Origin of the sequence: Acidicapsa acidisoli (assembly GCF_025685625.1) — a bacterium.
GTDB lineage: Bacteria > Acidobacteriota > Terriglobia > Terriglobales > Acidobacteriaceae > Acidicapsa > Acidicapsa acidisoli.
In genome coordinates, this window is sequence record NZ_JAGSYI010000003.1 from 772,342 (window position 1) to 799,025 (window position 26,684).

A 26,684-nucleotide genomic window follows, 5' to 3' on the forward strand; every position below is an offset into this window, starting at 1 on the left:
GACCATGACCAGCCTGAATATCAAAAATGCGGAAACCGTCCGGCTGGTGCGGGAGCTAAGTCAGCGCACCGGACAAAGTATGACGGGAGCGATTACGCTCGCCGTGAAGGCTCAGTTGGCGCAAGACCAGCCCAATCCCAAGGCCGGGCTGGCCAAATGGTTGGATGAAGTTACCTGCGAGACGTCTGCCATGATGAACGACGGGCGCACCTCCAAAGAGCTGATCGATGAACTATACGATCCTGAAACGGGTTTGCCCATATGATCGTCGACTCGTCGGCGCTGATCGCTATTCTCAAGGATGAGCCAGAAGCAAAAGCATTTAAAGCGGCGATCCTTGGACCAGAGACGGTCGCTATTTCTGCCGCCACCTACTTTGAGGCGTCCATCGTGGTGGATGGCTACAAGGACCCACGGCTGAGAGCGCGCTTCGATGCAATCCTCGAAGCGACGAACTTCCTGATCGAACCGTTTACAGCTGAACAAGCACAGATCGCCCGCCAAGCTTATCGCGACTACGGCCACGGCAGCGGACACCGAGCCAACCTGAATTTCGGCGACTGCTTCGCCTACGCCCTCGCGCGCGTCAAACGCGAACCCCTGCTCTACAAAGGTGACGACTTCGTGCATACGGATATCCGCCCGGCAGTACAACAGAGCTAAGACCCCTGCATTATCCTTCTTCGCATGGGAAAGTATTGTTTTGTGCTGCCGGTGCTGGTCGCCTTCGCCATACCCACGTTCGCGCAGGTCGAATACGCCGACGCGAAGACCAAAGCTGAGTGCACGCAATACGCGCAAACGCCGCTTCCCGCCGAGGCAGCTTCCTTCTCGGCTCCGGCGCAATGGCCAGCTTGCGCATCCTACAAACTTCACTCCGGCATCGGGACTAAAGTTGACCTCGAAGCTGCCCGCAAATGCGCATGGCAAGAGCGGCTCGCCTCTCAGGCCGGGCTTGAACCCCGCCACACAGTCGCCAGCGTTCTGGGTGGAGCGGCAACGCTGGCGCAACTCTACGCGAACGCGGATGGAGTAGAAAGAAACATCCCGTTAGCCATTCGCTTTGCCTGCGAAGCTGGCGGCGCTCCGGCAGAAATCGGAGGACGCATCGAGCATCTTGAATCTCTCGCGAAGCAAACCATTCCCCCAAAGGAAAATTTCAAATTCTGCGACGACATCACCAGCGGATTCATGCAAGGCTTCTGCGAAGCCTACGAATCCGAACTCGCCGATCAAAGTCGCGCCAACGCACTGAGCAATCTGTCGTCGAAATGGTCCGAGTCGCAAAGGCAAGCTTTTGCAACTCTGACCAAGGCCCACGCAGCATACGCCAAAGCACATGGGAGCGGCGAAATAGACACATCTGGCACCGCGAGAGCCGCAGAAGAAATCAGTGCCGAGCAAAGCCTCCGCGACAGCTTCCTCGCCGCTATCCAAATCTTCGAAAAGGGCAGCCTTCCCAACTATTCCGCCACCGAAGTTCAAAAAGCCGACACAGACTTGAACCAGATTTATCGCAAGGCCATTACCGATGCCGAAGCCAACAAATCGAAATACGGAGCAGTCCAGCCCGAGGGCATTCGCGCAGCGGAACGCGCATGGCTCACGTATCGCGATGCTTGGACTCAGTTCGCCAAACTGCACTATCCAGCAGTAAGCGCTGAATCCTGGCTGACATTGCTCACCAAAGACCGCATTGCCACCATCCAAGGCGGTCCATGTGAGTTCGATCCCGACAACTCGCAATGCGAGCAACAGGACACTCACGCTCCTCGTCCGTTACCCTAGATAGTTCTGAGGAGCTTCGAGCATGACGGTGATTCGCCAGGAAGATTTTATCGCCAGCGTTGCAGGCGCATTGCAGTACATCAGCTACTACCACCCAGTCGACTACATTACAAGCCTCACAGCTGCTTACGAAAAAGAGCAGTCCCATGCCGCCAAGGACGCGATGGCGCAGATCCTCATCAACAGCCGCATGTGCTTCGAGGGCCACCGCCCCATCTGCCAGGACACTGGCATCGTCAACGCCTTCGTCAAAGTCGGCATGGACGTGCGCTTCGACGGCGACATGGACCTGCAGGCCATGGTCGACGAAGGCGTCCGCCGCGCCTATCTCGACCCCGACAACAAGCTGCGCGGATCGATACTCGCCGACCCTGCCGGCGCGCGCAAAAACACCAAGGACAATACGCCCGCCGTGGTCAATGTCGAACTGGTGCGCGGCAATACCATCGAAGTGACCGTAGCGGCCAAGGGCGGCGGCTCCGAAGCCAAAAGTAAGTTCGTCATGCTCAACCCCTCCGATTCCGTGGTCGACTGGGTGTTGAAAACCGTCCCGACCATGGGCGCAGGCTGGTGCCCGCCGGGAATGCTCGGCATCGGCATTGGCGGCACTGCGGAAAAAGCCATGCTGCTAGCCAAACAATCGCTCATGGACCCCATCGACATTCAGGAACTCATAGCGCGCGGCCCCAAAACCACAGCCGAAAAACTCCGCGTCGAGCTCTACGACAAAGTCAACCGCCTCGGCATCGGAGCACAGGGACTGGGCGGCCTCACCACCGTCCTCGACGTCAAGGTGCTGGACACTCCCTGCCACGCCGCCAACCTGCCGGTCGCCATGATTCCCAACTGCGCCGCCACGCGGCACGCCCACATCGTGCTCGATGGCTCAGGCCCCGTTTTCCTCGATCCGCCGTCGATCAGCGACTGGCCGAAGTTGACCTATGACGTTTCGACAGCCAAACCGGTCAATCTCGACACCGTAACACGCGCCGAAGCCGATTCCTGGAAGCCCGGCGAAGTCCTCCTGCTCACCGGCAAGCTGCTCACTGGCCGCGACGCCGCGCACAAGCGCATGACGGACATTCTCAACCGCGGTGAAAAGCTGCCCGTCGATTTCAAGGACCGCTTCATCTACTACGTCGGCCCGGTCGATCCCGTCCGCGAAGAGGTCGTTGGCCCCGCAGGTCCCACCACGGCCACGCGCATGGACAAATTCACGCGCCAGATGCTCGCCGAAACCGGCCTGCTGGGTATGATCGGCAAAGCCGAGCGCGGCCCTGCGGCGATTGATGCAATTCGCGAATTCGGAGCCGTGTACCTGATGGCCGTAGGCGGCGCAGCCTATCTCGTCTCAAAGGCCATTCGCGGCTCGCGGCTGCTGGCCTTCGACGATCTCGGTATGGAAGCCATCTACGAATTTGACGTAGTGGATATGCCAGTTACCGTGGCCGTCGATGCCAAAGGCACCAGCGTTCACCAGACCGGCCCAGCCGAATGGCAGCAACGCATCGCTGGCATTCCGATCCTGCAGTAGGAATCAAAAGAAGAAACTGCCGCAATAGAAAAGAGGCACGGACTCGGGTCCGCGCCTCTTTTTGCTGTCTTCGGAAATCGTCCGCTCTTGCGCGATCCGCTTACTGCTTACCCCAGCGAACCACGATCCCGCCAGTAAAGCCCAGGTTGTTCTGCGTCGTGGAACCGAAGTTGGTAAGCAGATACTCGGGAGCAATGCGCAGGCCAACCCCCGGGCTTACGTTGTACTCAACCGGAACGCTTGCACTCAGGGCGAGGCCCGCCCCGTTGGGATACAGCCCGAGTTCCGCGGGCGTAAACGAGCCAGTATCGCCGGAGAAGTTGCCGAAGGCGCCCCCGACAAGAATCCTGCCAGCGACCGAATATCGGGGCTCCAATAGAAACCGGTACGTCGGCCCGGCCATCGCGGTATATTCGCTGATTGCCGGTTTGTAAACGGCGGTATCGCTGGCTGCATTGGGACCGATGTACGCAGAGCCATAGGTTCCGCGTCCATCGACCGTTACACCGAAACGCTCGCTGTAGTAACGGGTAACGCCGACGTTCCAGGAATACTCATTCACGCGCTGCAAAGCCGTTCCCGGGGTAAAGCGGAGGTATCCTGTGCCGACGTAAGCCTCATAAAGGTGACTGTAGACGTCATGAATGGCAGCCGCGCGACGCTGTTCGCGGCGAGCCTTGAGACGAGCCTGTACCGTCAAAGGTCCCGTGGTCTGGGGCTGTGGAGCAGCGGCAGGCTCAGCGGGCTGAGAGCTGCTGCTCGCCTGTGCTTGCAATTGCGGAGCCTGCGATCCGAGGCACGCGGAAACGGTAAAAGCGAGCAAAAAAGCAGAACGACGAAACGAAAACATCAGGATCGAGATACCTCCAGGTCTTTCAAGAAGCGCACCAACGGTTACAAGACCGGGCAGCGGTCCCTTTCGTATTAAAGCATCTTGGGCCATGGCCGCGCGAAGCCACTCCCGCCATTCCTGGCTCCAGACCAGCGGCCAGCCAGCAAATCTCCGAAGTAACAGCAGTCTGACGGCTGAAAACGCCGTTTGGTATCCCCACCAGCCACATCAACGCGATTTTTGCCCGCGTCGTTACCCGTCCCTCTACTTGATCCGTCCCAGGTCGGCCTTCAGCTCGTCAAGATCGAATCCCGATGGCGCTCCCTTTTGCTCCAGCCAGTCATGACTCAGCAGCGCGTGGGCCTCATCGACATATTCCTTCCAGAAGGCGACCGTCATCTGCTTGAGCGCTCCCCACGTGATGCAGGTGAAACTGTGAGCGTCATATTTTGGGACAAACACGGCATGTCCGCCCCAACTGCCCGGCTTGGCGTCATCGCCCCCATTTGGAACGACATCCCAGACAGCCTGCGTCTTCGCCGTCATCGGCAGCGCTAGTCCGATATAGACCCCGCCAAACAGTGTGATCGCCTGCCGAATCTCTTCCAGGTTGGCGTAAGCCGCGTCGGCATAAGCGATCAACTTGTGCTGCTCGAAGGAGGCTTTCTGCCAGTTGTTCAAGACATCCAGTTCGACCCCGCCGGCATCCGTATTGGGATCGCTCGGCTTATAGCCATCCCACTTCTCGAAATAGCTCAGAACAACAGAGTCCGGCAAGGTCACTTCGTCCTTTTCGCCCTTGGTATTGGCCGACCACACCTGAACCGCATGAGCCGCCGCGGCAATCGTGCAGTCTCCATGCACATCGTTGAGCATCATGCCCCAGCTCGCGATTCCCTTTGTCCAATCCTTGGCCTCGGGAGGAGCAGCCAATCCGTCCTTGAGGTACTTACCCAGTCTGAGTGTCCGGCTGTCCTTCTTGACGTGCCTCCGGCCCAGCTTCATCTTCGAGTGATCCACAATCGAGTGACCCGCCATCCAAAATCTCCTGTCTCAATCTCCTGTCCGCTGCCAACCGTGCCAAATCCGAACGCCTTTGTCCAGAAAATTGTGAGCCGGAACGAAAGAGGCGAAATGAAGCAACTCACTTAACTCTTTTCTGGCTGCACCCTGCGTATGATGGTGAAACTGGAGGTTCTAGCTGAAATGATTCGTTTGTTGGTTGGCATCGTGATCGGGATTTTGCTTATACCCGTGGGAGTCTGGGCCTGGCTCAGTTACGGTCATCCTCCGGTCGCGGTTACGGATGCCGCAATGCCGTTTGAACGCGCAATTACGCATACCCCATTGCATACCCGCATCGATCTCGAATTGCCAAAGACCGTTCCCGTCGAAGCCAATGAGGCTACCTTCATCGCCGGCGCGCACATCTACCGTCAGCAATGCTCGTTTTGCCACGGCGTCTATGGCAACCCCTCAACGGTCGGCAAACACATGTTTCCAGATGCGCCGCCACTCTGGGAAAAGCACCACAACGGCGAAGTCGTCGGCGTCAGCGATGACCCTCCGGGCGAGACCTATTGGAAGGTCGCAAACGGTATCCGCCTGACCGGAATGCCCTCCTACAACAAGGTTCTTTCCGAAACCGAAATGTGGCAGGTAAGCCTCCTGCTGGCCAACGCCGACAAGCCACTCCCTCCCGCAGCCATCGCCCTGCTCAAAGAGCCTCTGAATCTCGACCCGGCTCTGCCGTCTATGCCGGCCCTCCCGGTCAAGCCTGCAAAATGAGAAATTCCGGTCCCCATGCGGAACTGAGCCAACGAAAGGAAGCGCCATCGAATGCGAATCTGGCCATGGAAGAACGTGCTGGCAATTTCGGCAGCGTTGCTGCTCGGCTTCGGCATCGCCCACTATGCATTCTCCTCGCAGACTGCGCCAAGTCCCACGCTCCACGGCGACGCAGCGCACCCGGCTAAAACACAAGGCTGGGTCGACACCCAGCTTTACTTCGGCCTCGGCCCCGCGAACGCTCCGGAAAAGGGCGTAAGCGAGGCCGCATGGCGCGATTTTCTGGACAAGGAAGTCACTCCGCGCTTCCCCGATGGCCTCAGCGTCATGGATGTCTACGGCCAATGGCAGGGCAAGAACGAGACAGCTCCCGAGCGCATTCGCTCCAAGATGCTGGTCATTGACTACCCGAAAACATCCGAAAATACGGCAAAGATCGAAGCCATCCGCGCAGCCTGGAAGCAGAAGACTGGCGACCAGTCTGTCCTCAAAGTCTCCCAACCCGCCGATGTGTCGTTCTAAACAAAGAGGACCAACCCATTGAATCTGCTCGACAAACTCCGCAAGGGATTTCGGTTCTTCCTGATGAGCATGGGCGTCTCCACCTATGAGAAAAAATCTCAGCCAAAAGAGAAGGCATCGGATACCCCGGCCATCCCACCAGCAAAGCCAGAATAGGACGTCATGAATTCGGCGAACGAAGCGAATTGGAGAGACAGCATAAAGTGATTAGTACCGGCGTGAGACCTTCAATAGGATATCTTCGGTGGTATTGGCTGATCGCAACCTTGGCATTGATTGGATACGGGCTTGATTTGGCCCTGAGAGTATCGCCCCCGGATGCCGCCCAGGGAAACATGATTCGCGCCTTTTACTATCACTTTCCAAATTGGATTGGCACGTCAATTTTCTTTCCGCTGAATCTGGCAGCCTCGATTGTCTACCTCTCCTTTCGATTCAAGAAACCAGTCCTGGCTATGAAAGCAGATGCTTTGGCCTTCGCCTGTGCTGAGATGGGCGTTTTGTACTGCACACTTGGACTCGTCACAGGGTCGCTTTGGGGGCGAGTCACCTGGGGAATCTGGTGGACCTGGGACGCCCGACTAACCACGACGCTGATGCTATGGCTGATCTACGTCAGCTATCTTATGGTTCGTGGTTTCTCGTCGGCTTCAACACGGGGAGTGATTTGTGCGGCTCTTGCAGTCTTCGGATTTTGCGACATGCCCATTGTTTATATGTCCACTCGCTGGTGGCGCACCCAACATCCCGCTCCGGTATTCGGAGGAGGAGCTGATTCCGGGATCGCACCCAACATGCAAGCGGCAGTCTGGTGGAACGTTGTGGCTTGGTTAGCATGGGGCGCGTTGATCGTGAGCTTTCGGTACTCGGTGGAATTCCGCCGTCAGGAACTGGAATCTGCTAAAGCACTTGATGCTATTCAAGAAAATGATCGCGCAGGAGCGGTTCATGGCTAAACTTCTTCTCTCCAGCGGGTCCATCTTCCCATTCGATCCCGCGATTGACAGCCAGATGGGGCACAGGCATCTGATCATGATTTATTGCGCGGTGTGGGGAACACAGCTCGCTTATGTCGGCTACATCGCATACAAGAGATGGTCGTTGCGGAAAGATTGAGATCCTCAGATCCAGCGTTCCGTCGCTACCGTGGTTGAAAACCGCGCATGTGACTACAATAGAATCATGTCGATTACCCGCCAGCAGGCGCTCGATTACTTCAACTCGGATGACCTGATCGGCCTCGGCATGGAGGCTGATGCCGTCCGCCGCCGCCTTCATCCCGAGCGCGTCGTCACCTACATCATCGACCGCAACATCAACTACACCAACTTCTGCACCGAGTACTGCACCTTCTGCGCCTTTTACCGACCGCTGCCAAAGCCCGGCGTAAAGAACCCTCGCGCCGAAGAAGGCTACATCCTCGACTTCGAAAAGATCTACGAAAAGATCGCCGAGACGCAGGAGATGGGCGGCACAGGCGTCCTGATGCAGGGCGGCCTCCATCCCGATCTGAAGATCGACTGGTTCGAACGCCTCTTTACCGGCATCAAGCAGCGCTTCCCGCAGATCTGGCTCCATTGCCTATCCGCCAGCGAAATCCTGGCCATCGCCGAATACTCCAACCTCACGCTCCGCGACACCATCGCCCGCCTCCGCGACGCTGGCCTCGACTCCATCCCAGGCGGCGGCGCTGAGATTCTCGACGACGAAGTGCGCCATCGCATCGCCCGCCTCAAATGCAAGACGCAGGACTGGGTCGACGTGCATCGCACCGCACACCAGCTCGGCATGAGGACCACGGCCACCATGATGTTCGGCGTAGGCGAGACCTTCGACCAGCGCATCAACCACTTCGAAGTCGTCCGCGGTTTGCAGGAAGAGACCGGCGGATTCACGGCCTTCATCCCCTGGAGCTTCCAGCCGAACCACACCGCCCTCGGCGGCCGGGGCTGGGACGAGGCCACCTCAGTCGAATACCTGAAAGTCCTCGCTATCTCGCGCCTCTATCTCGATAACATCGAAAACGTCCAGGCAAGCTGGGTAACTCAGGGCTTAAAGGTCCTTGAGTTAGGCCTCCACTTCGGCGGCAACGATGTGGGTTCCGTTATGCTCGAAGAGAACGTAGTCAAAGCCGCGGGCACCAGCAATTGCACGACGGAAGAGGAGCTACGCCGCATCATCCGAGATGCCGGCTTCAAACCAGTCCAGCGCGATACCCTCTATCGCACCATGTTCCTGAACTAAATTGAAAAATCATTGAAGTCCGACTCAATGAGCGGACTTCAGTGTTTTCACTTCCCTGCATTCCCCATCCCCGCCAGCCTTGCTGATGAAATCAGGATCAAGCAGATCATCCGCACGCCCCGGATACGGCGCAACCGAGATGCAGCTGCAGCCAGCCTCCTTCAGGCTGACGTTCTTCAGCACATACTCCGGCGAAATGGACTTCGCCAGCAGTTGCGCCGTGCTCATCGGCTGCGTGTCCAGGAAATATGAGTCTTTGACAGAGAAGCCCAGTCCACTGAAGGCCGGAAAGACCCCGTATTGGGTATGCAGCCAGTCCGCAAGCGGCTTATGCTCCGGATCGAAAGCCTGCGCGGCATAATCGAAGGTTGCGGCTAAGGTACGCGGCACCGTCGACCCCGCAGGATCGCTGAAACCGTGAGCAAAGCAGAAAGCCTGTGTCCCGGAATCTTGCGTAGCCGTTGCCGCCGAGCACTCCGCAGGATCGCTGTGCACATCGCGCTCGATCGCGTGAAAGAGATTCGGCCAGGTCGCCAGAACCGCGTCCACACTCTCAGGGTGCGCCGGACGGCAGCGCAACGCCACCAACGTCTTCGTGTCGTCATTCACCAACCCGGAGTAGAGCGGAAACTCCTTCAGCGGCAGCGGCGGCAGATAAAACGCAGTCGCCGTAGCAAAGGCCCGCAGCGCGCCAGGGCGGGCCAGCGTCGTCACGCTCACCCCGGCAGGCACAAACGTCACCCGCAGGAAGTCATTGGGCGTCTCTTCGCGCAGATCGTCCGTGATCCGGGCTGCGTCTTCCCCGGCTTTCTTTGTCTCATGACTGGCCTGCCCATGCGAAACGGGGGCAAACAACAACGTCGCAGCAATCACTATGGAAAACGGGAAGGTGACAAGGGACCTCTTCGGAAATATGTGGGGGTACATATCGCTCCTTGGAATTCAGAAACGATAAAAACATGGGTCCGAAATGGTGTCAACGTTACGCCAGTCAGTAGTTCCTAGTGGACGACAGCTTCCGGAGTCAGCAATCCCCTGTCGCGCAGCCAGTTTTCCAGCAGATTCGGCCATTGATCCAGCGTTGCGTTGCCGGAGCCCAGCCCGCTTCCATGCGACCCGTGCGCGAAGATATGAATCTCGCCCGAAACTCCCGCTTTCAGCAGTGCCTCATAGAAACTCAGCGCCTGTTCCACCGGAACCGTCGCGTCATCCGTCGTATGGTAGATAAACGTCGGCGGCGTGTCCTTCGTCACGAACAAATCGGGTGAGTAAGCCTTCTGCAATTCCTCGCAACGATCCATCACATCCATCAGCTTGCAATAGCTGAGATGAGACACGTCCGGAGAGACAGCGCCGATCCACGGATATCCGAGAACAACATAATCCGGACGGCTGGAGACGCGGTCGATCGGGTCTTCCGCATCCGGATTGCCGGGAACAAACTGCGTCGCCGTCAGTCCGGCCAGACTGCCTCCCGCCGAAAACCCGATGATCGCAATTCGATTCGGAGAAAAATGGTAATCCCGCGCCCTGGCCCGCACCAGTTGCACAGCCCTCCTCGCGTCCACCAGCGGTACAGGCAGCAGATACTTCTTACCCAGCCGGTATCGCAGCACAAAAGCCGTAAATCCCCGCGCAGTAAACCAGTCCGCCACTTCCCTGCCTTCCAGGATCGAAGCCAGGTGCAAGTAGGCTCCGCCCGGCATCACAATCACCGCGCTGCCGTTTTCGTGCCCCGGTTGCGGACGCAGAATCGAGAGCGTCGGAATGTCGTCGCAACCAGCGCCTTTCGCTTGCGGCGCGTCGCCGGGCCATAAGCGGATCGTCGAGATGCCGAGAAATTCGTTACTGGAAGAAGTCTCCGCGCAGGATGCGGACGAAGTGGGCTTTATCTCAGTCTGGGCCGCCGTAACCAACGCGGCCGAAGCCAACAAAGCCATGGAAATATAGGAAAGAAGCCGCACGAAATGCCTCCGCTCAGAAATTGAGTCCACTTGAGTCTCGATCTGCAAACGGGGCGAATTATAGCCGAATGAGCTTATGTCCCGGACAGCCACCCGCAGCCTCACTAACCAGCTTGTCGATAAGCCCATCGCCAGACCGGGCCAGATAATAGGCCGCGCCAACCAAACGCTCCTGCAATCCTCCGTGTGGATATAGCGACTGCATCACGGCCTGAGCATGGCGTCCTAGAGAAGCTTCCTTCTGCAATTCAAAGTTCGCGGCCATCCGCCGCAGACGATTCATCTGGTACCGCATCTTGCTGGCGGAAACCTGCGCCGACCGCCCCAATCCCGTGTCCAATGACCCAAGGTATTCGGTCAGAGCCGTCAGTTCGCCATCCAGCGCGTTGCCTGCGGAAGCCAGCAATCGCTTGCCTGCAATGGGCATCGCACGTGCCGCAAGCCGCTGCGCCAGCGACTCTTCCGTACTGGCAAAAACGCCCTCCAGCGTGAGTTCGTGCCGGTCCCATAGCTCGGCAATCGCCGGCTCGACCAGCGTAGCCGTCAGCCGCGGAAGCACCGGAGTCAGCCTGCTGAGAATGCGCTCGTAGAGCACCGCAGACTGGGCAAAATAGGCAATCTCAGCCGGACCGCCAATGTAGGCCGAGGTCGGCAATATCTGATCCTGAAAGACGGGCCGCAGCAGCGCCGAAGGAGAAATCCTCTCCGGTTCGCTCGCTAGAATTCCGAGCAGATCGTCCGTAGAAAGTTTCTCGCGTCCCGCCTGCCACAGCCCTGCCGGTTCAGTAGCAGTCGCCTCGATCCGCTTCAGCGCGTTGCGAGCACCGGTCTCGCCATCCAACAAAAAGAGCAAACTGCCGCGCTCTGCCACCGCAACCTGGACGTGATACCCCGCAGCCTGCAGCTCCCGGTTGCGTTCCAGCAGCGCAAAATGCAGCTCATCGGCGCGCTCGATCGCCGCCCCCAACACCGGCGCGCCAAGCCGGTGCGCCTCTCGCCCAGCGGCGTCGAAAACAAGCAGACCGTGTGCAGCAAATACCTTGCCGTAGAACTCGGCGAACGCACCAGCAAGCGTCTGACCTGGCCGATACGCGGCAGCCAGCCATTCCATCGCGTCCGAATAACCCAGCAACTCCCACGCTTGATCGATCAGCGGCGTAATCGATTCATCCAGCACCATGCCGCCGACGGGAACCGCAGCCTTCGGAGCCGAGTCATAGATCAGCTTTCGCAACTCCCGCCGCGCCGGAAATGTGACGTGATTCACTTCCGCGAAGTCGTGATCCTCGCTGGCGAGCCAGAAGACCGGCACATGCGCGTGCCCCGCACCGGTAGCTTCCCCCGCCAGCGCAACAGCGGTCGCCGCCTTATGCGGCGTAAACAACGGCCCACCCAGAATGCCTACCTGCTGTCCGGTGACGACAACATTGGCTCCATCCCGAAATTTGAACAAGGCCGGCGCCAGAGTTGCCGATGGATTCTGTGCTGCGAGCAGCTGCACCAGTTGGTCACGATGTTCGCTTGTATGACGAAGTTGCGTGTGCTGCCAGGCGCGTTCTCTGGGATCACCGCCAAACCACCCACGCACGGCCGCTTCCCCGGCGCAGAAATCCAGGAATATCCGGGAGAGACCCGGCACGACGGAGATAGGGAAGCATTCTGCGGTCAAAATCGCGTCTCAAGTCTTCCAGGAACAATTTACAAAACCTGCTCCTGAATGAGTTTAATGCTGAGGCTATATTTCAACCTAACGGATGTTGCAAACATCCGTTAGGTTGCAAAGTTCCATGCACGCAAACAAAAAAGGCCGTTGGCCTCGTGGTGAGCGAAACAGCTAATTCTACGACTACCGCACTGATGGTACCGTAATTGTTAGCAAACATTGAGATTTAGCCCCGGGAGCGACAGAGTAATGACAGCGAAGAAGAAATCGACAAAAAGCACCACAAGTCCTTTGGCCGCAGGCGCAGCCGCAGATGTATCCGCAGAAGAAGTCGTTGCGGTAGTGTCCGGCAATCCCACCAAGTCCGCTCGCGCTGCAAAACCGGCGAAGTCCACAAAGACCCCTGCCAAAATCCCGAAAGCCAAATCTCCTAAGGCCGCCAAGGCTGCAAAGCCCTCCGTTGCGCCCTCAGTGGAAGTCAAAGCGCCAGCGAAGGCTGGCAGGAAAACGACCAACGTTGCCGAGGCCAAGCCCAAGCCCAAGGCGGTCTCCAGGCTCAAGGCAGGTATCCGCGCAGGGGCGGACAAAGACGAGAAAGAACAGATTCTGGATTCGCAGGTTGCCTACGAGGGTAAGCTTTTCCGTGTCCTTCGGGACCACATCATCGAGCCTGGCGGACGTGAATCGCATCGCGATGTCATTCGACACAACGGTTCGGTGGTCATTCTGGCCGTCGACCCGTCCAAGCGCAAAAAGGACCCCTGGATCGTCATCGAGCGCCAGTATCGCCACGCTGCCGGCCAGTTTTTGTGGGAGCTGCCCGCCGGCAAGCTCGACGCAGGCGAAGCGCCTCTCGACGGTGCCAAACGCGAACTGGCCGAAGAAACCGGCTACCAGGCCAGGAAATGGTCTTCGCTGTTCTTCTACTACGCCAGCCCCGGCTTCTTGGGCGAATCAATGAATGTCTTTCTCGCCGAAGGCCTGGTCGCTGGCGACGCCCATCCCGAGGAGGACGAACACATCGATTTCCGCCTGGCAAAGCTCTCGGATGTGCTCGATATGGTGGACAAGGGCAAGATCATCGACGGCAAGACTCTGACCACAGTCCTGCTCTATGCGCGGCAGTTAGGGCTGAAGCGGAAAAAATGACCGGGCAGAATCGAATCAGCCCGAACTTGCCTTGAACATGCCCTGAACCGTTTCCTGTAAGGAAATGCCATCCGGAAATTCATATGAAAATCGCGTACATCGTTCCTTCAACTTTTCGTCTCGTTGCTACGTCATACCATTTAGCGGCTCCAAAAAACGTCGCAAGCATCGAGAAAAGGAAGGATGAAATCCGGTGGCTCAATACAAAGGCACAGTCAAGTGGTTCAATAACGCCAAAGGCTTCGGCTTCATCGGTCGTGAAGACGGACCGGATGTTTTCGTACATTACTCGGCCATTCAGGTAGATGGATACAAGTCGCTGAAAGAAGGAGACGAGGTCGAATTCGACATCGTCAACGGTCAGAAGGGTCCACAAGCCGACACCGTAACCCGGCAAAAGGACTCCAGTTCAGCTGCGGCGTAGTTGACTGACTTAGCTCGAATCCGGGCTCTTGCAGTGCCACAATAACTTCACTTTCTGTGACCTGCCCAGGTGTGCCATCTGGGCAGAGCGTGGCTCAATCGAGTTCCTTGCGTAACGACAAGTAGTTCGTGTGCGCGGATGCTGCCCGGATTACTGTCTAGATTAAAGTATGGGTCCGCGCCTAGTTGTCGCTGAACATCTAGCCTGCTCTGGCAGACTCCGCCTGAAGTAGCGGATACTGTCCACGGAGAATTCACTTCCCATGGACAATGCAACCCTTGCCCGCCTGCTGTCGGAAACCGGCGACCTCCTGGAGATCAGCCGCGGAGACGCCTTCCGCATTCGCAGCTATCGCCGTGCAGCCGAAGCCGCCGAACAAAGCACGGTGGACCTTGCAGCAGCCTCCGGCGACCTCGCAAAACTGCTCGAAGTCCCCGGCATTGGCAAAAGCATGGCGGCCAATATTCAAGCCGCCGTCGCCACCGGCTCAATCCCTCTCCGCGACGAACTCCTCGCCCGCTACTCGACCGGCATTCTCGACCTCCTGAAGCTTCCCGGCATGGGCCCCAAAACCGTCGCTCTGCTCTGGGATGCCGCCAAAATCTCCAGCATCGACCAGCTTGCGGAGGCGATTGACGCAGGTCGTCTCAACGGCCTGCCGCGCATGGGCGAAAAGCAGATCGAGAAGCTGCGCAAAGGCATTGAGGACTTTCGCAAGAGCGCCGGGCGATTTCGCATCGACGAAGCCGAAGAGTCGGCCGACCGGATCATCCAGTATCTGCTTGCCTTTGACGGGATCGAGCGCGTCACTCCCGCCGGTTCGCTGCGTCGCGGCCGCGAAACCGCCGGCGATCTGGATCTTCTCGTCACTGGCCCTGCCTGCGAACCCGACAAAGCAAGCGCCGCCGTCGAATACACAGCCGCCTACCCCGGCATCCGCGACATGATCGCAAAAGGCGAAAATAAGGTCAGCTTTTACCTCGCCAACAGCCTCCAAGTGGACGTGCGCCTGCTACCCTCCGGCTCCTATGGCGCGGCCCTGCAATACTTCACCGGCTCCAAGATGCACAACGTCTCCCTGCGCCAGCGAGCGTTGAAGATGGGTTACACACTGAGCGAGTGGTCGCTGGCCAGGTTGGATGACGAATCCGTCGTCGCCGCCGAGACCGAAGAGTCGATCTACGCAGCCCTCGGCATGGACTGGATGCCGCCCGAGATGCGCGAAAACCTCGGCGAGATCGAGGCCGCCGCTAAGCATCAGCTTCCTAGCATCATCGAGCTCTCCGACCTGCGCGGAGATGTCCACATGCACACCCACGCCACCGACGGCCGCAATTCCATCCGCGAAATGGCCGACGCGGCGCTGGCTCGCGGCTACGAATACATCGCCATCACCGACCACTCCAAGAACCTCGCCATGACCAACGGCCTAGACGAGGCGCGCGCGCTCGAACACATCAAGCAGATCCGTCAGGTCGACCGCGAAATGGAAGGCCGGATTCGCGTCTTCACCGGCATTGAAGTCGATATTCTGGGCGACGGAGCCCTCGACCTTCCCGACGAAGTCCTGGCCGAGATGGATGTGGTCATCGCCAGCGTGCACACCCTCTTCAATCAATCCCGCGAAGAGACGACCGAACGCGTTCTCAGGGCGATCGAGAACCCCTATGTGCGAATTCTCGGCCATCCGACCGGCCGCCTGCTCCTGCGCCGCGAACCCTTCGCCATCGACCTGCCCTCCGTGCTACGCCGTGCCGCAGAGCTTGGCGTAGCCGTCGAGCACAACGCAGCGCCTGAACGGCTGGACCTAAACGACCGCGACCTGCGCCTGGCCAAAGAACTGGGCTGCAAGATTGTCGTAAATACAGATGCTCACGACACACGTCATCTGGATAAAATGAAGTATGGCGTCCGGCAACTCCGGCGAGCCTGGCTAACTCCTCGGGATTTGCTGAACACGGGTAACGCGCAAGAGTTTCTAGCCGGGTTACGGCCACGTCATGGATAAACCTGCGAAAGAAGCATCTCATCTACCCTGAGCAGGTAAGTGCATAGCTTCATTCGTTGCTGTATTCTGCTTCGGTCTGTTTTCCGATTACTTTGCCTTGACTGGAATGATCGACTCTGACCCGCTCTGGACGGGCGTGTCCCGCTTTTTATCGGCTTTCCTACCGAGATCGGAGTAAGATGAGTTCGCTATGAGCCTCCTCCATGTACAGAACGATCCCGCTCACGACTTCGATGCTAGTTCCGAAGGAGAAGACCTCGCCAAAGGCAGCAGTTATCTTCTATGGACAACCCTGGTGGCCTTTGTTGCGGTCACGGTCGGCATCACGCTCTTTCTCATGGCCAACCGCGTGCCTCCTGTGGCTGCGGGAGAAGTGACGCAGGTGTGGACTCACGGCGTGCACACACTCACTTCCCCAGTCGACGCCAATGGCGTGCAGGCCCCGGATGAGCAGTTCGATCAGGTGCTGGTGCTCGCGCAGATCCGGGTACGCAACCAGAGCAAAGATCCGATTGTGCTCAAGGACATGCTGACCAACGCAACCTTCGAGGACGGCATCCACTCCAGCTATGCAGCTACCGCGCTGGATTACGACCGCATCTTCATCGCCTATCCCGAACTCAAGTCGCTGCACGGCAAAACGCTGATCCGAGAGACAGTCGTCGCCCCCGGTCAGCAGTTGGACGGAACGATCATCTCGTCCTTCCATGTAAGCAAAGCCCAGTGGGCAGCCCACAAAGATCTGAACTTCTCCATCCAGTTCAAGTACCACCCCGACCTGATCCTCACGCCTCAAGGGCCAGTCACCGAACTGTAGAACGCAAATCTGATCTTGCAGTTCCGGAGGGAGCAGGGGCCTTCAGGCCCCTGAAAAATCCGCAGGAAACGAAGGGGCTTCAGCCCCGGGCCGTTCGTTTATCCTGCCGAAATGCGAAAGGCCCCACAAGAAATTCGGACCTACTTCGTCACCTCCGTCGCTGCTCAACGCCACAGCCTCTTCCAAGTCACCGCAACCGCCGAATTGCTCCAGCAAACCATCCTCGACTATCAGAGCCAGGGAAGATTTCTGTTGCACGCATTTGTGATCATGCCGGATCACCTGCACGCTCTGATCACACCGGCACCTGATGTCTCCCTCGAAAAAGCGATGCAGTTTATCAAAGGCGTTTTTTCCTTCCGCTTGAAGAGCAAGCACGATGTGTGGATGCGGAGCTTCAATGAAAGTCAGATCTTGACAGACGAAAAGTTCAGAGCTTGCGTGCGGTATATCGAAGACAACCCGGTCCGCAAAAGACTCGTATCGGCGAGGGAAGACTATCGTTACAGTTCTGCAACCCACGAAGAATTGGACCCGATGCCGTTGCACATCCGGGGCGGAAGCCCTCAAAAACACGACAACGATTTCCGGGGCCTGAAGGCCCCGGCTCCCTCCGTCTCGAAGACTTAGATCGAATATTCAGTAGCCCGGAAAAATAGACGCCGAACCACGCCTTAGTTCACCGTAGGCGGCACCGGCGCATTCTTCGGCACCGACAAATACCCTGTCACAGTGTTCTTCGCGCTCACCGAATTCACCACAATCTCGTAAAGCGCCGGGTCCTTGCCGCCATAAAACTGCAGAGGTTCGTTGAGATTCCGATCCTTCTTCTCGTAGCTCTTGTCATCGGAATACACTGTCAGCGTAAATCGGCTCTTCTTCGCATCCGCCTTCTTCAACTCCAGGCTCACCGTGCCCACGGGCTTCTTCTGTCCCTTGACCAGGGTGAACTCGTAGAAAGTACGGTCGCCCTTGTGCTTCAACACTTCCAGCTCATCATGATTGCGGGCAATCAGGCTGGAATGGCCGCTGAGATCGCCCTTCATCGACTGGAGCTGGCTGACCGCAGCAGCGAGGTCGGTCTGCGTCTTGGCCACGTCTGTCTTCACGCCGCCGACATCGGTCTTCACATCCGAAACCTGGCTCGACACGGCCGTAATCTGCTGGCTGGCAGCCTGCGCAGCAGCCTTCTGGTCCCTCTCAAGTCTCGCGCTGTCCGCCTGTTCCCTGCGTAGAATGTCCTGCGAACGCGCTTCGAGTTGCTTCTGCGTCAGTCCCAGGGACTGGCCAAGCTCCTGCGTAGCCACTTTCAGCCGGGCGTCCGTCTCGCGCAGTTCGGCAGCCAGCTTGGCATTCTGTTCATTGGCCTGATTGAGTGCTGTTTCCTGGTGAGAGATCTTTGTGGACAGCACGTAGCTCCAGACCAGGCCTCCCACTGCCAGAAGCAGGGCTGCCGCTACGACGCCGATCAACGCTCCAGAGATAGACCTCGATGGTGGGGTATCGAATTCGCTCATGATTTCGCCTCTCGTTGGCGACGGCCTGTATGCCTTCCCTCAATTGCGGAAGTTTGTGCCGTTGCGCCATGTTGCACAGCAGGTTGGGTAATAACTTCCGGCTTCTGCCGTCAAGATCTATAGACGACGTAGTTTACCGGTCGAAATAAGCATACTGAAAACAACGGCCTTCTAGGGAATTTTGCCGCACTTTGATACCCGCAATAAATTTCGCTCGAGCATCCGGATGCCGCATTCCGGTACGGTCGTCATCCATTGCAGGAATCGCTTGCAGCAGTACTCCCCTTGCGCCATGCCATCTCACCGAACTTCACGTCACATCGTGAAAAGCACAAGAGTGACAACCATGGAATCGCTGCGCTATAAAGAGTTTTGCCGTCCTTTTCGGATTGCATAGCCTGTTTCGCTGTATCGCTTTTTTCAATTGATGGACGGCCGGATGGCCTTGTCTCCACGAAGCACTTGCCAACTAAAAAGACTGGGAGCATCGAAAACATATGTCGACTGCGGTTGCTGGAAAGGGACTCGAAGGCATTGTCGCCGCGCACTCGGGTATCTGCTGGATTGACGGTGATGCCGGGATTCTCTCGTATCGCGGCATCGATATTCACGAACTCGCGCAGCGTTCAAACTTTGAAGAAACCACGTTTCTGCTCTGGAACGGGCGTTTGCCCAATCAGGCGGAACTGGAGGACTTCAGCGCCCAGTTGGCCGCGTCGCGGGTGCTCGCCCCTGCCATCCTCCAGTTGCTCAGGAGCTTTCCCGCCAGCGCCACGCCCATGGAAGTGCTCCGCACCGCTGTCTCCGCGCTCAGCATGTACGATGCCGATGAAAACGATAACCTGCACGACGCCAACGTCCGCAAGAGCTTCCGGCTGACCTCGCAGATCGCCATGATCGTGGCCATCTATGACCGCCTGCGCAAAGGCCTGCCCGTCGTCGAGTCCGATCCTTCGCTGAGCCACGCGGCCAACTTCCTGTGGCTGCTCAATGGCGAAAAGCCCACCGAGACCGCAACCCGTACACTCGACGTCGCGCTGATCCTCCATGCCGACCACGAGTTGAATGCCTCCACCTTTGCCGCCCGCGTCATCGGGTCGACCCTCTCGGACATTCACTCCGCGGTAACAGGCGCCATCGGCGCACTCAAAGGCCCGCTTCACGGTGGGGCCAACGAAGCCGTGATGCGAATGCTCTTCGCCATCGACAAAGCAGGCGCGGACCCGGTCGAATACGTTCGCGAGATGCTGGCAGCAAAGAAAAAAATCTCCGGCTTCGGTCATCGCGTCTACAAGACGGAAGACCCGCGCGCCACGCATCTGCGCCGCATGAGTGAGCAGCTCTCGAAGGACTCAGGAGTCACCAAGTGGTACGACTGGTCGCGAGCGATCGAACTATACATCAACGCAGAGAAGCGCCTGAACGCCAACGTGGACTTCTACTCCGCGTCCACTTACACCACGCTCGGCATTGATGTGGATCTCTTCACACCGATCTTCGCCGTGAGCCGCATCGCAGGCTGGGCCGCGCATGTCATCGAGCAGTTGGACGACAACCGCCTGATTCGCCCGCGAGCCGAATACATCGGGCCAATCTATCCAACTCGTTACATCCCGCTGTCGGATCGTACGTAGGCTCCTGCCACCATGACGCAACCATGCATGACTGGCGGGGATTCTACCCGCCAGTCATGCAGCCGGCTGTTTCTTCCGCGGTCTGCCGCCAAGGCTCCCATTCTTCTTTGCCGCTTCGGACTTGGCCTCGCTTCTTGATCGGCCGCCTTTCGCGCCCATCCTTGCAGCCATCCATTTTCTCGATCCGAGAAATCCTTCCAGAAGTGCAGGCAGATAAAGATCCGCGTCCAGCTTCGGGAAATGGATGCCAAAGCCGGACGGAGAAACCTCGATCGGCTCAAGTTCCTCGGGACGAGCAGCTTCCAGGCCCTCGGCATCCCGTGGCGAAAAAGCGATATCCAGCTTCGTATTGAGACGAATCACGACCCGCCCAATGCGGCGATCATAACGGGCGCTGATCGCCCGAGGAAGCGATGCCAGGCGTTCCTGCGCCCTCAAGTTTGCCAGATCGATCTGATCCTCAACGTCCATGTATGCTCTCCCACGCATTACATAAAGTGGCCAGATTGCCATCGAGCATCTCTGCAATTCGCGTCAGTTCCCGGCCAGAAAACCCATAATTCTCGCGCAGTTCAACCGGACCGTTCTGACAATTCAATTCAAAAACTGCCTCATGCCCATGCCAATCACATGGACATGGGCTGGCCGGTGATCGTTCGGATAAACAACAATCCGAAATCCGCCAGCCCTCAAAACGTTGGCATAGAGTCATCCTAACATTAAACCGAAGCGTTTAGGTTATTGTAAACGAAATCTATCCCGGTAGATGAGCGGGAGCCGGAAATACCAGCTCCCCCAAGTCCAATGACGATCTACATGCCACCGCGGCTGGCGGGTGGAACGATGCCGTTCATGCGCAGATAGACGCACATCTGGCCGTAGTGATCCATGAGATGTGCAATTCCGAAGGCCGCCATCCCGCCACGGGTTCCGTGCGCAGTCTGCTGGAAGGCATTCTCCGGCGTAATCGTCGCGACAAACGCATGCGCATCCGTAAAGGAATCCTTCAGCGCCTTGACGATATCCGCCTTGGTCGTCAGCTTCTCAATGGCCTCGGACCTGGTCTTGCTTTCGGCCTCGGAGTAATTCGGCCCACCAAAGAAGTAGTAGCCCGCCTCAGCGATATGCTTCACCTGTCCGCCAAAGGTGCGAACGCCCTTGAATTCCCCGGCTCCGGCAGGGGGCGCAAAGTTATATTTGTCCTCTGGCATAGCCTCGGCGGCATCCACAAATTCCTTCTCCATCCCGGAGAGCAGCTTTTCGTAGACCTGCGCAGGCGGAATCTGTGTGCCGACGGCGGGCGACGCCGGTTTCGCGGCAGCCTGAGCCATCGCAACGTGAGAAGTCGCAGCCAGCAAACAACAGCCAAAGAGCGAAGCAGCAAAGAAACGAGACGAGATACGCATCCGAACAACCCTCCGCGCGGCGCAAATCAACGTTCAGGCCGCGCAATGAATGTACCAGCAGCCCAATGCGGATTGCCAACCAAAGATCGATAAATCGGAAGGCCAGCTTCCATCCACATTCCCTTTTCCGCCATCAGCCCGTCAGAATCGTCGTTTCAGTCCACTTCCGTTTCCGTCGAAGACAAACTCTACGTACAATGACAAAATAAGGAGAATTTTGCCATGCGCCGAGTCTATATGGACGCCAATGCCACCACACCCCTTTTACCGGAGGTGGTGGAGGCCATGCGCCCCTATTGGATGGAGCACTACGGCAACGCCTCTTCGATCCACCAACAGGGGCAGCGCGCCCGCACCGCCGTCGACCAGGCCCGCGAAACGCTCGCCGAGTTCTTCGGCTGTCACGCCGCCGAAGTGGTCTTCACCTCTGGCGGTACGGAAGGCGACAATACCGCCCTCTTTGGCCTCCTGCACCCCGGCGACCACCTCATCACGACTTCCATCGAGCATTCCGCCGTACTTGCCGCCGCCGACCGCCTGGCGCACGATGGAATCGCGACCACCAAGGTCGACCCGCGTCCCGACGGCCTCATCGACCCGATGGATGTCCTGCGCGCCATCCGCCCGGAAACCCGCTTAATCAGCGTCATGCTCGCCAACAACGAAACCGGCGTCGTCCAGCCTGTCGAAGAGATTGGCCGCATCGCCGCGCAGACCGGCGTTTTCTTCCACATCGACGCCGTGCAGGGCGCAGGCAAGATTCCTATCGACGTAAACCGCATCGGCTGCCATGTTCTGACGATCAGCGGCCACAAGATGTACGCCCCCAAGGGCATTGGCGCAATGTACGTGCGCAAGGGCACGCCGCTCGATCCGCTCATGGTCGGTGGCAGCCACGAGCGCCGCCGCCGCGCCGGAACAGAAAACGTACCCGCCATCGTGGCGCTCGGCAAGGCCGCCGAACTGGCCATGCACAGCCTCGAAACCGGCGCAATGCACCGGCTCGCAGGCCTGCGCGACCGGCTCGAGAACGGGATTCTCGCGCAAATCCCAGGCACCGGCGTAAATGGCAGTGGAACTCCCCGCGCCGCGAACACATCCAATATATGGTTCGACCAGTTAGAGGGTGAGGCGTTGGTGATCGCACTAGATCTGAAGGGTTTGGCTGTTTCCGGCGGCTCCGCGTGCCACTCCGGCGCGACCGAACCGTCTCATGTGCTCATGGCCATGGGCCTGGACAAAACCCGCGCCCGCGCCAGCCTGCGCTTCAGCCTGCTGAAGACCGCAACTGAGGAAGACATCGATTACGCCCTCGAAGTAGTTCCCGCAGCAGTTGGACGCCTTCGTGAACTCGCCCCCGAGCTGGCCGGAACCGCAGGTTAGCTCATGGCAACGACAACTGAAACCGAAACCTTAACCGGCGGTAAGGCCCAGTCCGGAACCATCGCAGTCGCCATGTCTGGCGGCGTCGACTCCTCGACCGTTGCAGCCATGCTGCGCTCTGAAGGAGCCGACGTCATCGGCCTGACCCTCCAGCTCTGGGACCAGAACCGCCTCGCCGGAAAGCCCGGCGTCCCCGAAGCTCCGAAGACCGGCCGCTGCTGCTCTCTGGACGATGTCTACGACGCCCGCCGCGTGGCCGAAACGCTGGGCATCCCTTATTACGTCGTCAATCAGCAGGAACGCTTCGAGCACGACGTCGTGCAGCCGTTCGTCAACGACTACCTTGCCGGACGCACGCCCATCCCCTGCTCGCTCTGCAACAACCACCTCAAGTTCGACCAGCTTCTCCGCACCGCGCGCCAGATCGGCGCCGAGCGCATCGCCACCGGCCATTACGCACGCAACGAGTACGATCCTGCACGCAGTCGCTGGATTCTCAAGCGCCCCGCCGACCTCGCCAAGGACCAGACCTGGTTTCTCTTTGGCCTCACCCAGGATCAGTTGGCGCACACACTCTTCCCGCTCGGTCATCTGACCAAGCCCGAGGTTCGCGAGATTGCGCGTGAAAGCCACCTCACCCTCGCCGACAAGCCCGACTCGCAGGAGATCTGCTTCATCCCCGGCGGCAATTACAAGCAATTCATCGCCAACTATCTAGAAGAGCAAGGCCGCGAACTGCCAGACTCATCCGGCGAACTCGTAACCACCGCCGGCACACCGCTCGGCCATCATGAAGGCATCCACAACTTCACCATCGGCCAGCGCAAGGGCTTAGGCGTCACCTCGCCCAATCCGCTCTACGTTCTCCAGATCGACGCCGCCAGCCGCAACGTCACCGTCGGCCCGGAGTCGGAGCTGAACCGGAACAGCTTCACCTGCACCCGCGCCAACTGGATCAGCATCGCCGCCCTCGACGCCCCGATGCGCGTTCAGGCCCGCATCCGCCACAGCCAGAGCCCCGCTCCCGCCAGCATTGAACCAACGATCACACCGGACGGCATCGAGGGCGTCCTCGTCACTTTCGACGAGCCCCAGCGCGCCGTCACGCCCGGTCACTCGGCCGTCTTCTACAACGGCGACGAAGTCGTAGGCGGCGCCTGGATCATCTAGTCCTCTCTTAAGTACCCTCGAAAATCCTCCAAATCCATCGCCTTCGCAGGAACAGGCAAATTCGCCTTCAAATACTTAAGTTTTTACTTGACAATAGGAAACTTCAGCGCATACTTAAGCGTGTACTTTACTATTTGACCCGGAGGATACGATGGAAACCATGCAACAGCCGACCGTCAACCACTCGACCTTCACTCTCGAACGCAGCTTTCCCGCCTCGCCAGAGCGCGTCTTCTCCGCCTTCTCCGACCCGGCCAAGAAAATCCGATGGTATGCCGACGGCCGCACCATGGAGGTTTTGGAATTCACCATGGACTTCCGCGTCGGGGGCAAAGACTGCACCCGCTATCAGACACCGGCCGACAGTCCTCTCCAAGGCGTGATCCTTCGCTACGACACAACGTACCTTGAGATCCAGCCCAACCGCCGCATCGTGATCGCCTACACAATCGGGCGCGAAACGGTCGGTGCTAATCGCCCATTTTCGGCTTCCCTAGCCACTTTCGAGTTGATGCCAAGCGATGCGGGCACCGACATTCTCTTCACCGAACAAGCGGCCTTCTTCGAGAACTCGGACGGACCGGAGATGCGCAAAATGGGCTGGACCAGCCTTCTCAATAAGCTGGCTGAGTCATTGGCCAAGTAGTGCCCGCTCCAACCTCATTTCCTGCCGGGTCGACACCTCCGAATGGAGTGCCCGACAACATCCACCGCATCTTCCATGCGCTCGGCGACCCCACGCGCCGGGCGCTGGTAGAGAGGCTGAGCGAAGCGCCGGTCACCGTGTCGCAATTAGCCGAGCCGCTGGCCATGACGCTGGCGGCCGTGGTGCAACATTTGCAGATTCTTGAAGAAAGCGGGCTTGTGCGCACCGAAAAAGTTGGCCGCGTGCGCACCTGTCGAATCGAACCGAAAGGATTTTCTGTGATGGAACAATGGATTCGGGACCGCCGCACAACATGGGAGCGCCGATTCGACCGGCTGGGCGAATTCCTCGCCGAGACAGTTGAGTCGCCAGACGAATAGAACCGGGCTACTGCTGCACCGCCCATGCCAGCCCATCCGGTTCGCCGCCAGCATCAATGTGGCCGGTGACTTCGAGCGTCTTCAGATCCAGCACCGCGACATAGTTGTCCGGCCCGCAGGAAATGAACGCCCGTGCCCCATCCGGCTGCATTAGGATCCCCGCCGCACCGTGGCCGATCTTCACGCGTTTCACCTCTTTTCGGCTGGACGTGTCGTAAATGACGAGATCCGCGTCTCTGAGGCTGGAGATAAGCGCAAGCTTGCCATCCGTGGTGAATTTGAGCCGGTTGGCGCCGAAGACTTTGGCAGGCAGCGTCGCCACAACCTTCTTGCCTGGAATATCTACGATGGAGATCGTGCCATCCTGCGCGTCCGCAGTCCAAAGCTCGCGCCCATCCGGCGAAACATCGAAACCCTCATCACCCTTGCCGACCGGAATGACGGTCTGAGTCCAGTCCATCTGAGGCGGCCCGTTCATTCCAGGCCCAAGTCCAGGTCCTCCCGGTCCACCATTCGCGGCGCCCGGCCCATGCTGCATCTTCGGCGGCGGAGGCGGAGCCATCGGCGGACGGGCAGTCTTCTCCAGAATGCTGACCGTGGCCGAGGCGACGTTGGTGGTGTAAATCTGCTTCTGATCCGCCGTGACATAGATCATGTGCGTCCGATTCTGGCCGGTACCCATGATCCAGTCAATCTTGCCGGAAGCAGGGTCGTAGCTCCCGATAGCCTTAGCGCCCTCCGCCGTAAACCACAGCTTCCCGCCAACAAATGTCAGGCCGTGCGGCCCATTCAACGCGCCCAGATCAATATCCGGCAGCGCCTTCTGACCTACAAGGTCGATCACGGAGAGCACATGAAATGCGCCTCCGCCATAAATCGAAACGTATGCCGTCTTACCATCCGAAGAGGCGATGACTTCGTGGGGATCCTGTCCCACGGGTGCGTGGGCAATCACCTTTAAGGTCGCTGGGTCAACAATGGAGAGGGCGTGGTCGTGCTTCGAAAGCACCAGCAGTGACTGCTGCGGCGTGGTTTGCGCGATAGCAGGTTGCATTGCCGTCAGTGAGAACGCCAATACAACGCCGCCTGGAAGGAAACACCTGAATCCTGCTGGCAAGATGATCTCCCTTGAATGACAATCGGAATATTACCCGATTAGACGCCCAATGCGAATCCGGAGCGACCGTCACTCATGAAATTGTCATCGGAGGACATTTTCGGATTCCAGCTCAGATTCCAGCGCCATCCTGTCCATTCGAAGGCTCGGATTTACGGCGGGGAACATCCGAACGATACGTTTCAATGACAGCCTTTATCGCCGCCAGTACTCCATTGACCTGGCGCACCGGTGCGGCTACGGTTGCCTCGACTACCGCTCCTGCACGGTCCACGGCATTCAGGCCATTCGTCAACATCTCGTCCAGCCGCTCAGTCTGGCGACTGACGCGTTGCATAATCTCCGCTGCGGAGAAACTGACCCCCCGTGTCTCTTTCTTCAAACTCGCCGTCAATTCAGCGAGGTCGGCGGAAACAGTGATGATTTGCGGACTGATACGCTCCACCAGTTCCCGCGTTGAATGCACCATTGGCAGAACGGTCGCCTTCAGATCCTCAGCCGTCTGCGCTGCGGATTGAGCTGTCTTACGCAACGAAATAAAAATCGCGAAGAGCACACAAGCCTGCAGCAGAACTGCCACGCCCGTGAATGCGACGAAGACGATCAGAATTGTTTCGGTATTCATCGGGATGGTCTCGCTGAATCGACGGCCAGACGGAGTTCTTCCTCCGGTCGGCAATAAAAATGTACAGGATGCC

30 protein-coding genes are annotated in these 26,684 nt (G+C 58.4%); 20 read left to right on the forward strand and 10 right to left on the reverse strand.

Going from position 1 to position 26,684, the window contains the following annotated elements; genetic code table 11:
* The first annotated feature begins 4 nt into the window (after positions 1 to 4).
* Genes OHL23_RS21060 through OHL23_RS21075 form a run of 4 tightly spaced genes read left to right on the forward strand, consistent with a single transcriptional unit; the run spans position 5 to position 3,322 of the window.
* On the forward strand, positions 5 to 265 hold the full coding sequence (locus OHL23_RS21060) for a type II toxin-antitoxin system VapB family antitoxin (protein ID WP_263353934.1): 261 nt from the start codon (positions 5 to 7) through the stop codon (positions 263 to 265).
* Positions 262 to 663 carry a type II toxin-antitoxin system VapC family toxin gene (locus tag OHL23_RS21065; protein ID WP_263353935.1) on the forward strand — a complete coding sequence of 134 codons (402 nt, stop codon included), beginning with the start codon at positions 262 to 264 and terminating at the stop codon, positions 661 to 663. Before OHL23_RS21060 ends, OHL23_RS21065 begins: the two co-directional genes overlap by 4 nt.
* A gap of 24 nt (positions 664 to 687) precedes the next feature.
* A complete protein-coding gene (locus OHL23_RS21070; protein ID WP_263353936.1) occupies positions 688 to 1,788 on the forward strand; it encodes a lysozyme inhibitor LprI family protein in 1,101 nt (366 codons plus the stop codon).
* A 22-nt stretch (positions 1,789 to 1,810) separates the two neighbouring features.
* Positions 1,811 to 3,322 carry a fumarate hydratase gene (locus tag OHL23_RS21075; RefSeq protein ID WP_263353937.1) on the forward strand — a complete coding sequence of 504 codons (1,512 nt, stop codon included), beginning with the start codon at positions 1,811 to 1,813 and terminating at the stop codon, positions 3,320 to 3,322.
* Positions 3,323 to 3,422: 100 nt separating this feature from the next.
* On the opposite strand, the gene OHL23_RS21080 is transcribed toward OHL23_RS21075, so the two are convergent.
* Together OHL23_RS21080 and OHL23_RS21085 are read right to left on the reverse strand one after the other, a co-directional pair.
* Positions 3,423 to 4,172 carry a hypothetical protein gene (locus tag OHL23_RS21080; RefSeq protein WP_263353938.1) on the reverse strand — a complete coding sequence of 250 codons (750 nt, stop codon included), beginning with the start codon at positions 4,170 to 4,172 and terminating at the stop codon, positions 3,423 to 3,425.
* A 246-nt stretch (positions 4,173 to 4,418) separates the two neighbouring features.
* The gene (locus tag OHL23_RS21085; protein ID WP_263353939.1) at positions 4,419 to 5,192 is read right to left on the reverse strand and encodes a hypothetical protein; all 774 of its coding nucleotides are present in this window, start codon (positions 5,190 to 5,192) and stop codon (positions 4,419 to 4,421) included.
* 168 nt (positions 5,193 to 5,360) lie between these two features.
* On the opposite strand from OHL23_RS21085, the gene OHL23_RS21090 reads away from it, so the two are divergent.
* The 6 genes from OHL23_RS21090 to mqnC all read left to right on the forward strand — a co-directional run bounded on the left by OHL23_RS21090 (position 5,361) and on the right by mqnC (position 8,708).
* Positions 5,361 to 5,942 (forward strand): c-type cytochrome, encoded by a 582-nt coding sequence (locus OHL23_RS21090; RefSeq protein ID WP_263353940.1) that lies wholly within the window; start codon positions 5,361 to 5,363, stop codon positions 5,940 to 5,942.
* A 51-nt stretch (positions 5,943 to 5,993) separates the two neighbouring features.
* Positions 5,994 to 6,464, forward strand: coding sequence for a DUF3574 domain-containing protein (locus tag OHL23_RS21095; protein WP_263353941.1), 471 nt, complete (start codon positions 5,994 to 5,996; stop codon positions 6,462 to 6,464).
* 18 nt (positions 6,465 to 6,482) lie between these two features.
* Positions 6,483 to 6,620 (forward strand): hypothetical protein, encoded by a 138-nt coding sequence (locus tag OHL23_RS21100; RefSeq protein ID WP_263353942.1) that lies wholly within the window; start codon positions 6,483 to 6,485, stop codon positions 6,618 to 6,620.
* 62 nt (positions 6,621 to 6,682) lie between these two features.
* Complete coding sequence (gene ccsA, locus OHL23_RS21105) at positions 6,683 to 7,420, forward strand: cytochrome c biogenesis protein CcsA (RefSeq protein ID WP_396127392.1); 738 nt, start codon at positions 6,683 to 6,685, stop codon at positions 7,418 to 7,420.
* Entirely contained in the window at positions 7,413 to 7,580 is a 168-nt protein-coding gene (locus OHL23_RS21110) for a hypothetical protein (protein ID WP_263353944.1), read from the forward strand. Before ccsA ends, OHL23_RS21110 begins: the two co-directional genes overlap by 8 nt.
* 66 nt (positions 7,581 to 7,646) lie before the next feature.
* Entirely contained in the window at positions 7,647 to 8,708 is a 1,062-nt protein-coding gene (gene mqnC / locus OHL23_RS21115; protein ID WP_263353945.1) for a cyclic dehypoxanthinyl futalosine synthase, read from the forward strand.
* A 24-nt stretch (positions 8,709 to 8,732) separates the two neighbouring features.
* On the opposite strand, the gene OHL23_RS21120 is transcribed toward mqnC, so the two are convergent.
* The 3 genes from OHL23_RS21120 to bshC form a co-directional block, all read right to left on the reverse strand.
* Entirely contained in the window at positions 8,733 to 9,635 is a 903-nt protein-coding gene (locus tag OHL23_RS21120; protein WP_263353946.1) for a hypothetical protein, read from the reverse strand.
* 74 nt (positions 9,636 to 9,709) lie between these two features.
* Positions 9,710 to 10,672 carry an alpha/beta hydrolase gene (locus tag OHL23_RS21125; protein ID WP_263353947.1) on the reverse strand — a complete coding sequence of 321 codons (963 nt, stop codon included), beginning with the start codon at positions 10,670 to 10,672 and terminating at the stop codon, positions 9,710 to 9,712.
* Positions 10,673 to 10,730: 58 nt separating this feature from the next.
* Complete coding sequence (bshC, locus tag OHL23_RS21130; protein WP_263353948.1) at positions 10,731 to 12,341, reverse strand: bacillithiol biosynthesis cysteine-adding enzyme BshC; 1,611 nt, start codon at positions 12,339 to 12,341, stop codon at positions 10,731 to 10,733.
* Between the two features lie 243 nt (positions 12,342 to 12,584).
* Between bshC and OHL23_RS21135 the strand changes: the two genes are divergently transcribed.
* From OHL23_RS21135 to OHL23_RS21155, 5 genes are all read left to right on the forward strand, one after another.
* Positions 12,585 to 13,484 (forward strand): NUDIX hydrolase, encoded by a 900-nt coding sequence (locus OHL23_RS21135; protein WP_263353949.1) that lies wholly within the window; start codon positions 12,585 to 12,587, stop codon positions 13,482 to 13,484.
* Between the two features lie 193 nt (positions 13,485 to 13,677).
* Positions 13,678 to 13,908: a cold shock domain-containing protein gene (locus OHL23_RS21140; protein ID WP_263353950.1), complete on the forward strand. Its 231-nt coding sequence runs from the start codon at positions 13,678 to 13,680 to the stop codon at positions 13,906 to 13,908.
* Between the two features lie 262 nt (positions 13,909 to 14,170).
* Positions 14,171 to 15,916, forward strand: coding sequence for a DNA polymerase/3'-5' exonuclease PolX (gene polX, locus OHL23_RS21145; RefSeq protein WP_263353951.1), 1,746 nt, complete (start codon positions 14,171 to 14,173; stop codon positions 15,914 to 15,916).
* A gap of 190 nt (positions 15,917 to 16,106) precedes the next feature.
* Complete coding sequence (locus OHL23_RS21150) at positions 16,107 to 16,733, forward strand: hypothetical protein (RefSeq protein WP_263353952.1); 627 nt, start codon at positions 16,107 to 16,109, stop codon at positions 16,731 to 16,733.
* A 111-nt stretch (positions 16,734 to 16,844) separates the two neighbouring features.
* Positions 16,845 to 17,363 (forward strand): REP-associated tyrosine transposase, encoded by a 519-nt coding sequence (locus OHL23_RS21155; RefSeq protein WP_263353953.1) that lies wholly within the window; start codon positions 16,845 to 16,847, stop codon positions 17,361 to 17,363.
* Between the two features lie 44 nt (positions 17,364 to 17,407).
* Here the strand turns inward: OHL23_RS21155 and OHL23_RS21160 are convergent, their stop codons facing one another.
* On the reverse strand, positions 17,408 to 18,250 hold the full coding sequence (locus OHL23_RS21160; RefSeq protein ID WP_263353954.1) for a hypothetical protein: 843 nt from the start codon (positions 18,248 to 18,250) through the stop codon (positions 17,408 to 17,410).
* A gap of 497 nt (positions 18,251 to 18,747) precedes the next feature.
* On the opposite strand from OHL23_RS21160, the gene OHL23_RS21165 reads away from it, so the two are divergent.
* Positions 18,748 to 19,884: a citrate synthase gene (locus tag OHL23_RS21165; protein ID WP_263353955.1), complete on the forward strand. Its 1,137-nt coding sequence runs from the start codon at positions 18,748 to 18,750 to the stop codon at positions 19,882 to 19,884.
* Between the two features lie 54 nt (positions 19,885 to 19,938).
* Here OHL23_RS21165 and OHL23_RS21170 read toward each other — a convergent pair whose 3' ends face one another.
* A complete protein-coding gene (locus OHL23_RS21170; protein ID WP_263353956.1) occupies positions 19,939 to 20,355 on the reverse strand; it encodes a DUF2442 domain-containing protein in 417 nt (138 codons plus the stop codon).
* A 341-nt stretch (positions 20,356 to 20,696) separates the two neighbouring features.
* Positions 20,697 to 21,290, reverse strand: coding sequence for a DinB family protein (locus OHL23_RS21175; RefSeq protein ID WP_263353957.1), 594 nt, complete (start codon positions 21,288 to 21,290; stop codon positions 20,697 to 20,699).
* Between the two features lie 222 nt (positions 21,291 to 21,512).
* Between OHL23_RS21175 and OHL23_RS21180 the strand changes: the two genes are divergently transcribed.
* The 4 genes from OHL23_RS21180 (at position 21,513) to OHL23_RS21195 (ending at position 24,869) form a co-directional block, all read left to right on the forward strand.
* Complete coding sequence (locus tag OHL23_RS21180) at positions 21,513 to 22,673, forward strand: cysteine desulfurase family protein (RefSeq protein ID WP_263353958.1); 1,161 nt, start codon at positions 21,513 to 21,515, stop codon at positions 22,671 to 22,673.
* A 3-nt stretch (positions 22,674 to 22,676) separates the two neighbouring features.
* Positions 22,677 to 23,843 carry a tRNA 2-thiouridine(34) synthase MnmA gene (gene mnmA, locus OHL23_RS21185; RefSeq protein WP_263353959.1) on the forward strand — a complete coding sequence of 389 codons (1,167 nt, stop codon included), beginning with the start codon at positions 22,677 to 22,679 and terminating at the stop codon, positions 23,841 to 23,843.
* 151 nt (positions 23,844 to 23,994) lie between these two features.
* A complete protein-coding gene (locus OHL23_RS21190) occupies positions 23,995 to 24,489 on the forward strand; it encodes an SRPBCC family protein (protein ID WP_263353960.1) in 495 nt (164 codons plus the stop codon).
* A 47-nt stretch (positions 24,490 to 24,536) separates the two neighbouring features.
* A complete protein-coding gene (locus OHL23_RS21195) occupies positions 24,537 to 24,869 on the forward strand; it encodes an ArsR/SmtB family transcription factor (RefSeq protein WP_263353961.1) in 333 nt (110 codons plus the stop codon).
* Between the two features lie 7 nt (positions 24,870 to 24,876).
* On the opposite strand, the gene OHL23_RS21200 is transcribed toward OHL23_RS21195, so the two are convergent.
* Both OHL23_RS21200 and OHL23_RS21205 read right to left on the reverse strand, forming a co-directional pair.
* The gene (locus OHL23_RS21200) at positions 24,877 to 25,986 is read right to left on the reverse strand and encodes a beta-propeller fold lactonase family protein (protein WP_263353962.1); all 1,110 of its coding nucleotides are present in this window, start codon (positions 25,984 to 25,986) and stop codon (positions 24,877 to 24,879) included.
* 112 nt (positions 25,987 to 26,098) lie between these two features.
* A complete protein-coding gene (locus OHL23_RS21205) occupies positions 26,099 to 26,611 on the reverse strand; it encodes a hypothetical protein (RefSeq protein ID WP_263353963.1) in 513 nt (170 codons plus the stop codon).
* Positions 26,612 to 26,684 lie beyond the last annotated feature (73 nt).

What these genes read in the sequence shown, in the direction of transcription:
- OHL23_RS21060 (WP_263353934.1), top strand. Translation starts at nt 5, where the DNA reads ATGACCAGCCTGAATATCAAAAATGCGGAAACCGTCCGGCTGGTGCGG.
- OHL23_RS21065 (WP_263353935.1), top strand. Translation starts at nt 262, where the DNA reads ATGATCGTCGACTCGTCGGCGCTGATCGCTATTCTCAAGGATGAGCCA.
- OHL23_RS21070 (WP_263353936.1), top strand. Translation starts at nt 688, where the DNA reads ATGGGAAAGTATTGTTTTGTGCTGCCGGTGCTGGTCGCCTTCGCCATA.
- OHL23_RS21075 (WP_263353937.1), top strand. Translation starts at nt 1,811, where the DNA reads ATGACGGTGATTCGCCAGGAAGATTTTATCGCCAGCGTTGCAGGCGCA.
- OHL23_RS21080 (WP_263353938.1), bottom strand. Translation starts at nt 4,172, where the DNA reads ATGTTTTCGTTTCGTCGTTCTGCTTTTTTGCTCGCTTTTACCGTTTCC.
- OHL23_RS21085 (WP_263353939.1), bottom strand. Translation starts at nt 5,192, where the DNA reads ATGGCGGGTCACTCGATTGTGGATCACTCGAAGATGAAGCTGGGCCGG.
- OHL23_RS21090 (WP_263353940.1), top strand. Translation starts at nt 5,361, where the DNA reads ATGATTCGTTTGTTGGTTGGCATCGTGATCGGGATTTTGCTTATACCC.
- OHL23_RS21095 (WP_263353941.1), top strand. Translation starts at nt 5,994, where the DNA reads ATGCGAATCTGGCCATGGAAGAACGTGCTGGCAATTTCGGCAGCGTTG.
- OHL23_RS21110 (WP_263353944.1), top strand. Translation starts at nt 7,413, where the DNA reads ATGGCTAAACTTCTTCTCTCCAGCGGGTCCATCTTCCCATTCGATCCC.
- mqnC (WP_263353945.1), top strand. Translation starts at nt 7,647, where the DNA reads ATGTCGATTACCCGCCAGCAGGCGCTCGATTACTTCAACTCGGATGAC.
- OHL23_RS21120 (WP_263353946.1), bottom strand. Translation starts at nt 9,635, where the DNA reads ATGTACCCCCACATATTTCCGAAGAGGTCCCTTGTCACCTTCCCGTTT.
- OHL23_RS21135 (WP_263353949.1), top strand. Translation starts at nt 12,585, where the DNA reads ATGACAGCGAAGAAGAAATCGACAAAAAGCACCACAAGTCCTTTGGCC.
- polX (WP_263353951.1), top strand. Translation starts at nt 14,171, where the DNA reads ATGGACAATGCAACCCTTGCCCGCCTGCTGTCGGAAACCGGCGACCTC.
- OHL23_RS21150 (WP_263353952.1), top strand. Translation starts at nt 16,107, where the DNA reads ATGAGCCTCCTCCATGTACAGAACGATCCCGCTCACGACTTCGATGCT.
- OHL23_RS21155 (WP_263353953.1), top strand. Translation starts at nt 16,845, where the DNA reads ATGCGAAAGGCCCCACAAGAAATTCGGACCTACTTCGTCACCTCCGTC.
- OHL23_RS21160 (WP_263353954.1), bottom strand. Translation starts at nt 18,250, where the DNA reads ATGAGCGAATTCGATACCCCACCATCGAGGTCTATCTCTGGAGCGTTG.
- OHL23_RS21165 (WP_263353955.1), top strand. Translation starts at nt 18,748, where the DNA reads ATGTCGACTGCGGTTGCTGGAAAGGGACTCGAAGGCATTGTCGCCGCG.
- OHL23_RS21170 (WP_263353956.1), bottom strand. Translation starts at nt 20,355, where the DNA reads ATGGACGTTGAGGATCAGATCGATCTGGCAAACTTGAGGGCGCAGGAA.
- OHL23_RS21175 (WP_263353957.1), bottom strand. Translation starts at nt 21,290, where the DNA reads ATGCGTATCTCGTCTCGTTTCTTTGCTGCTTCGCTCTTTGGCTGTTGT.
- OHL23_RS21180 (WP_263353958.1), top strand. Translation starts at nt 21,513, where the DNA reads ATGCGCCGAGTCTATATGGACGCCAATGCCACCACACCCCTTTTACCG.
- mnmA (WP_263353959.1), top strand. Translation starts at nt 22,677, where the DNA reads ATGGCAACGACAACTGAAACCGAAACCTTAACCGGCGGTAAGGCCCAG.
- OHL23_RS21190 (WP_263353960.1), top strand. Translation starts at nt 23,995, where the DNA reads ATGGAAACCATGCAACAGCCGACCGTCAACCACTCGACCTTCACTCTC.
- OHL23_RS21205 (WP_263353963.1), bottom strand. Translation starts at nt 26,611, where the DNA reads ATGAATACCGAAACAATTCTGATCGTCTTCGTCGCATTCACGGGCGTG.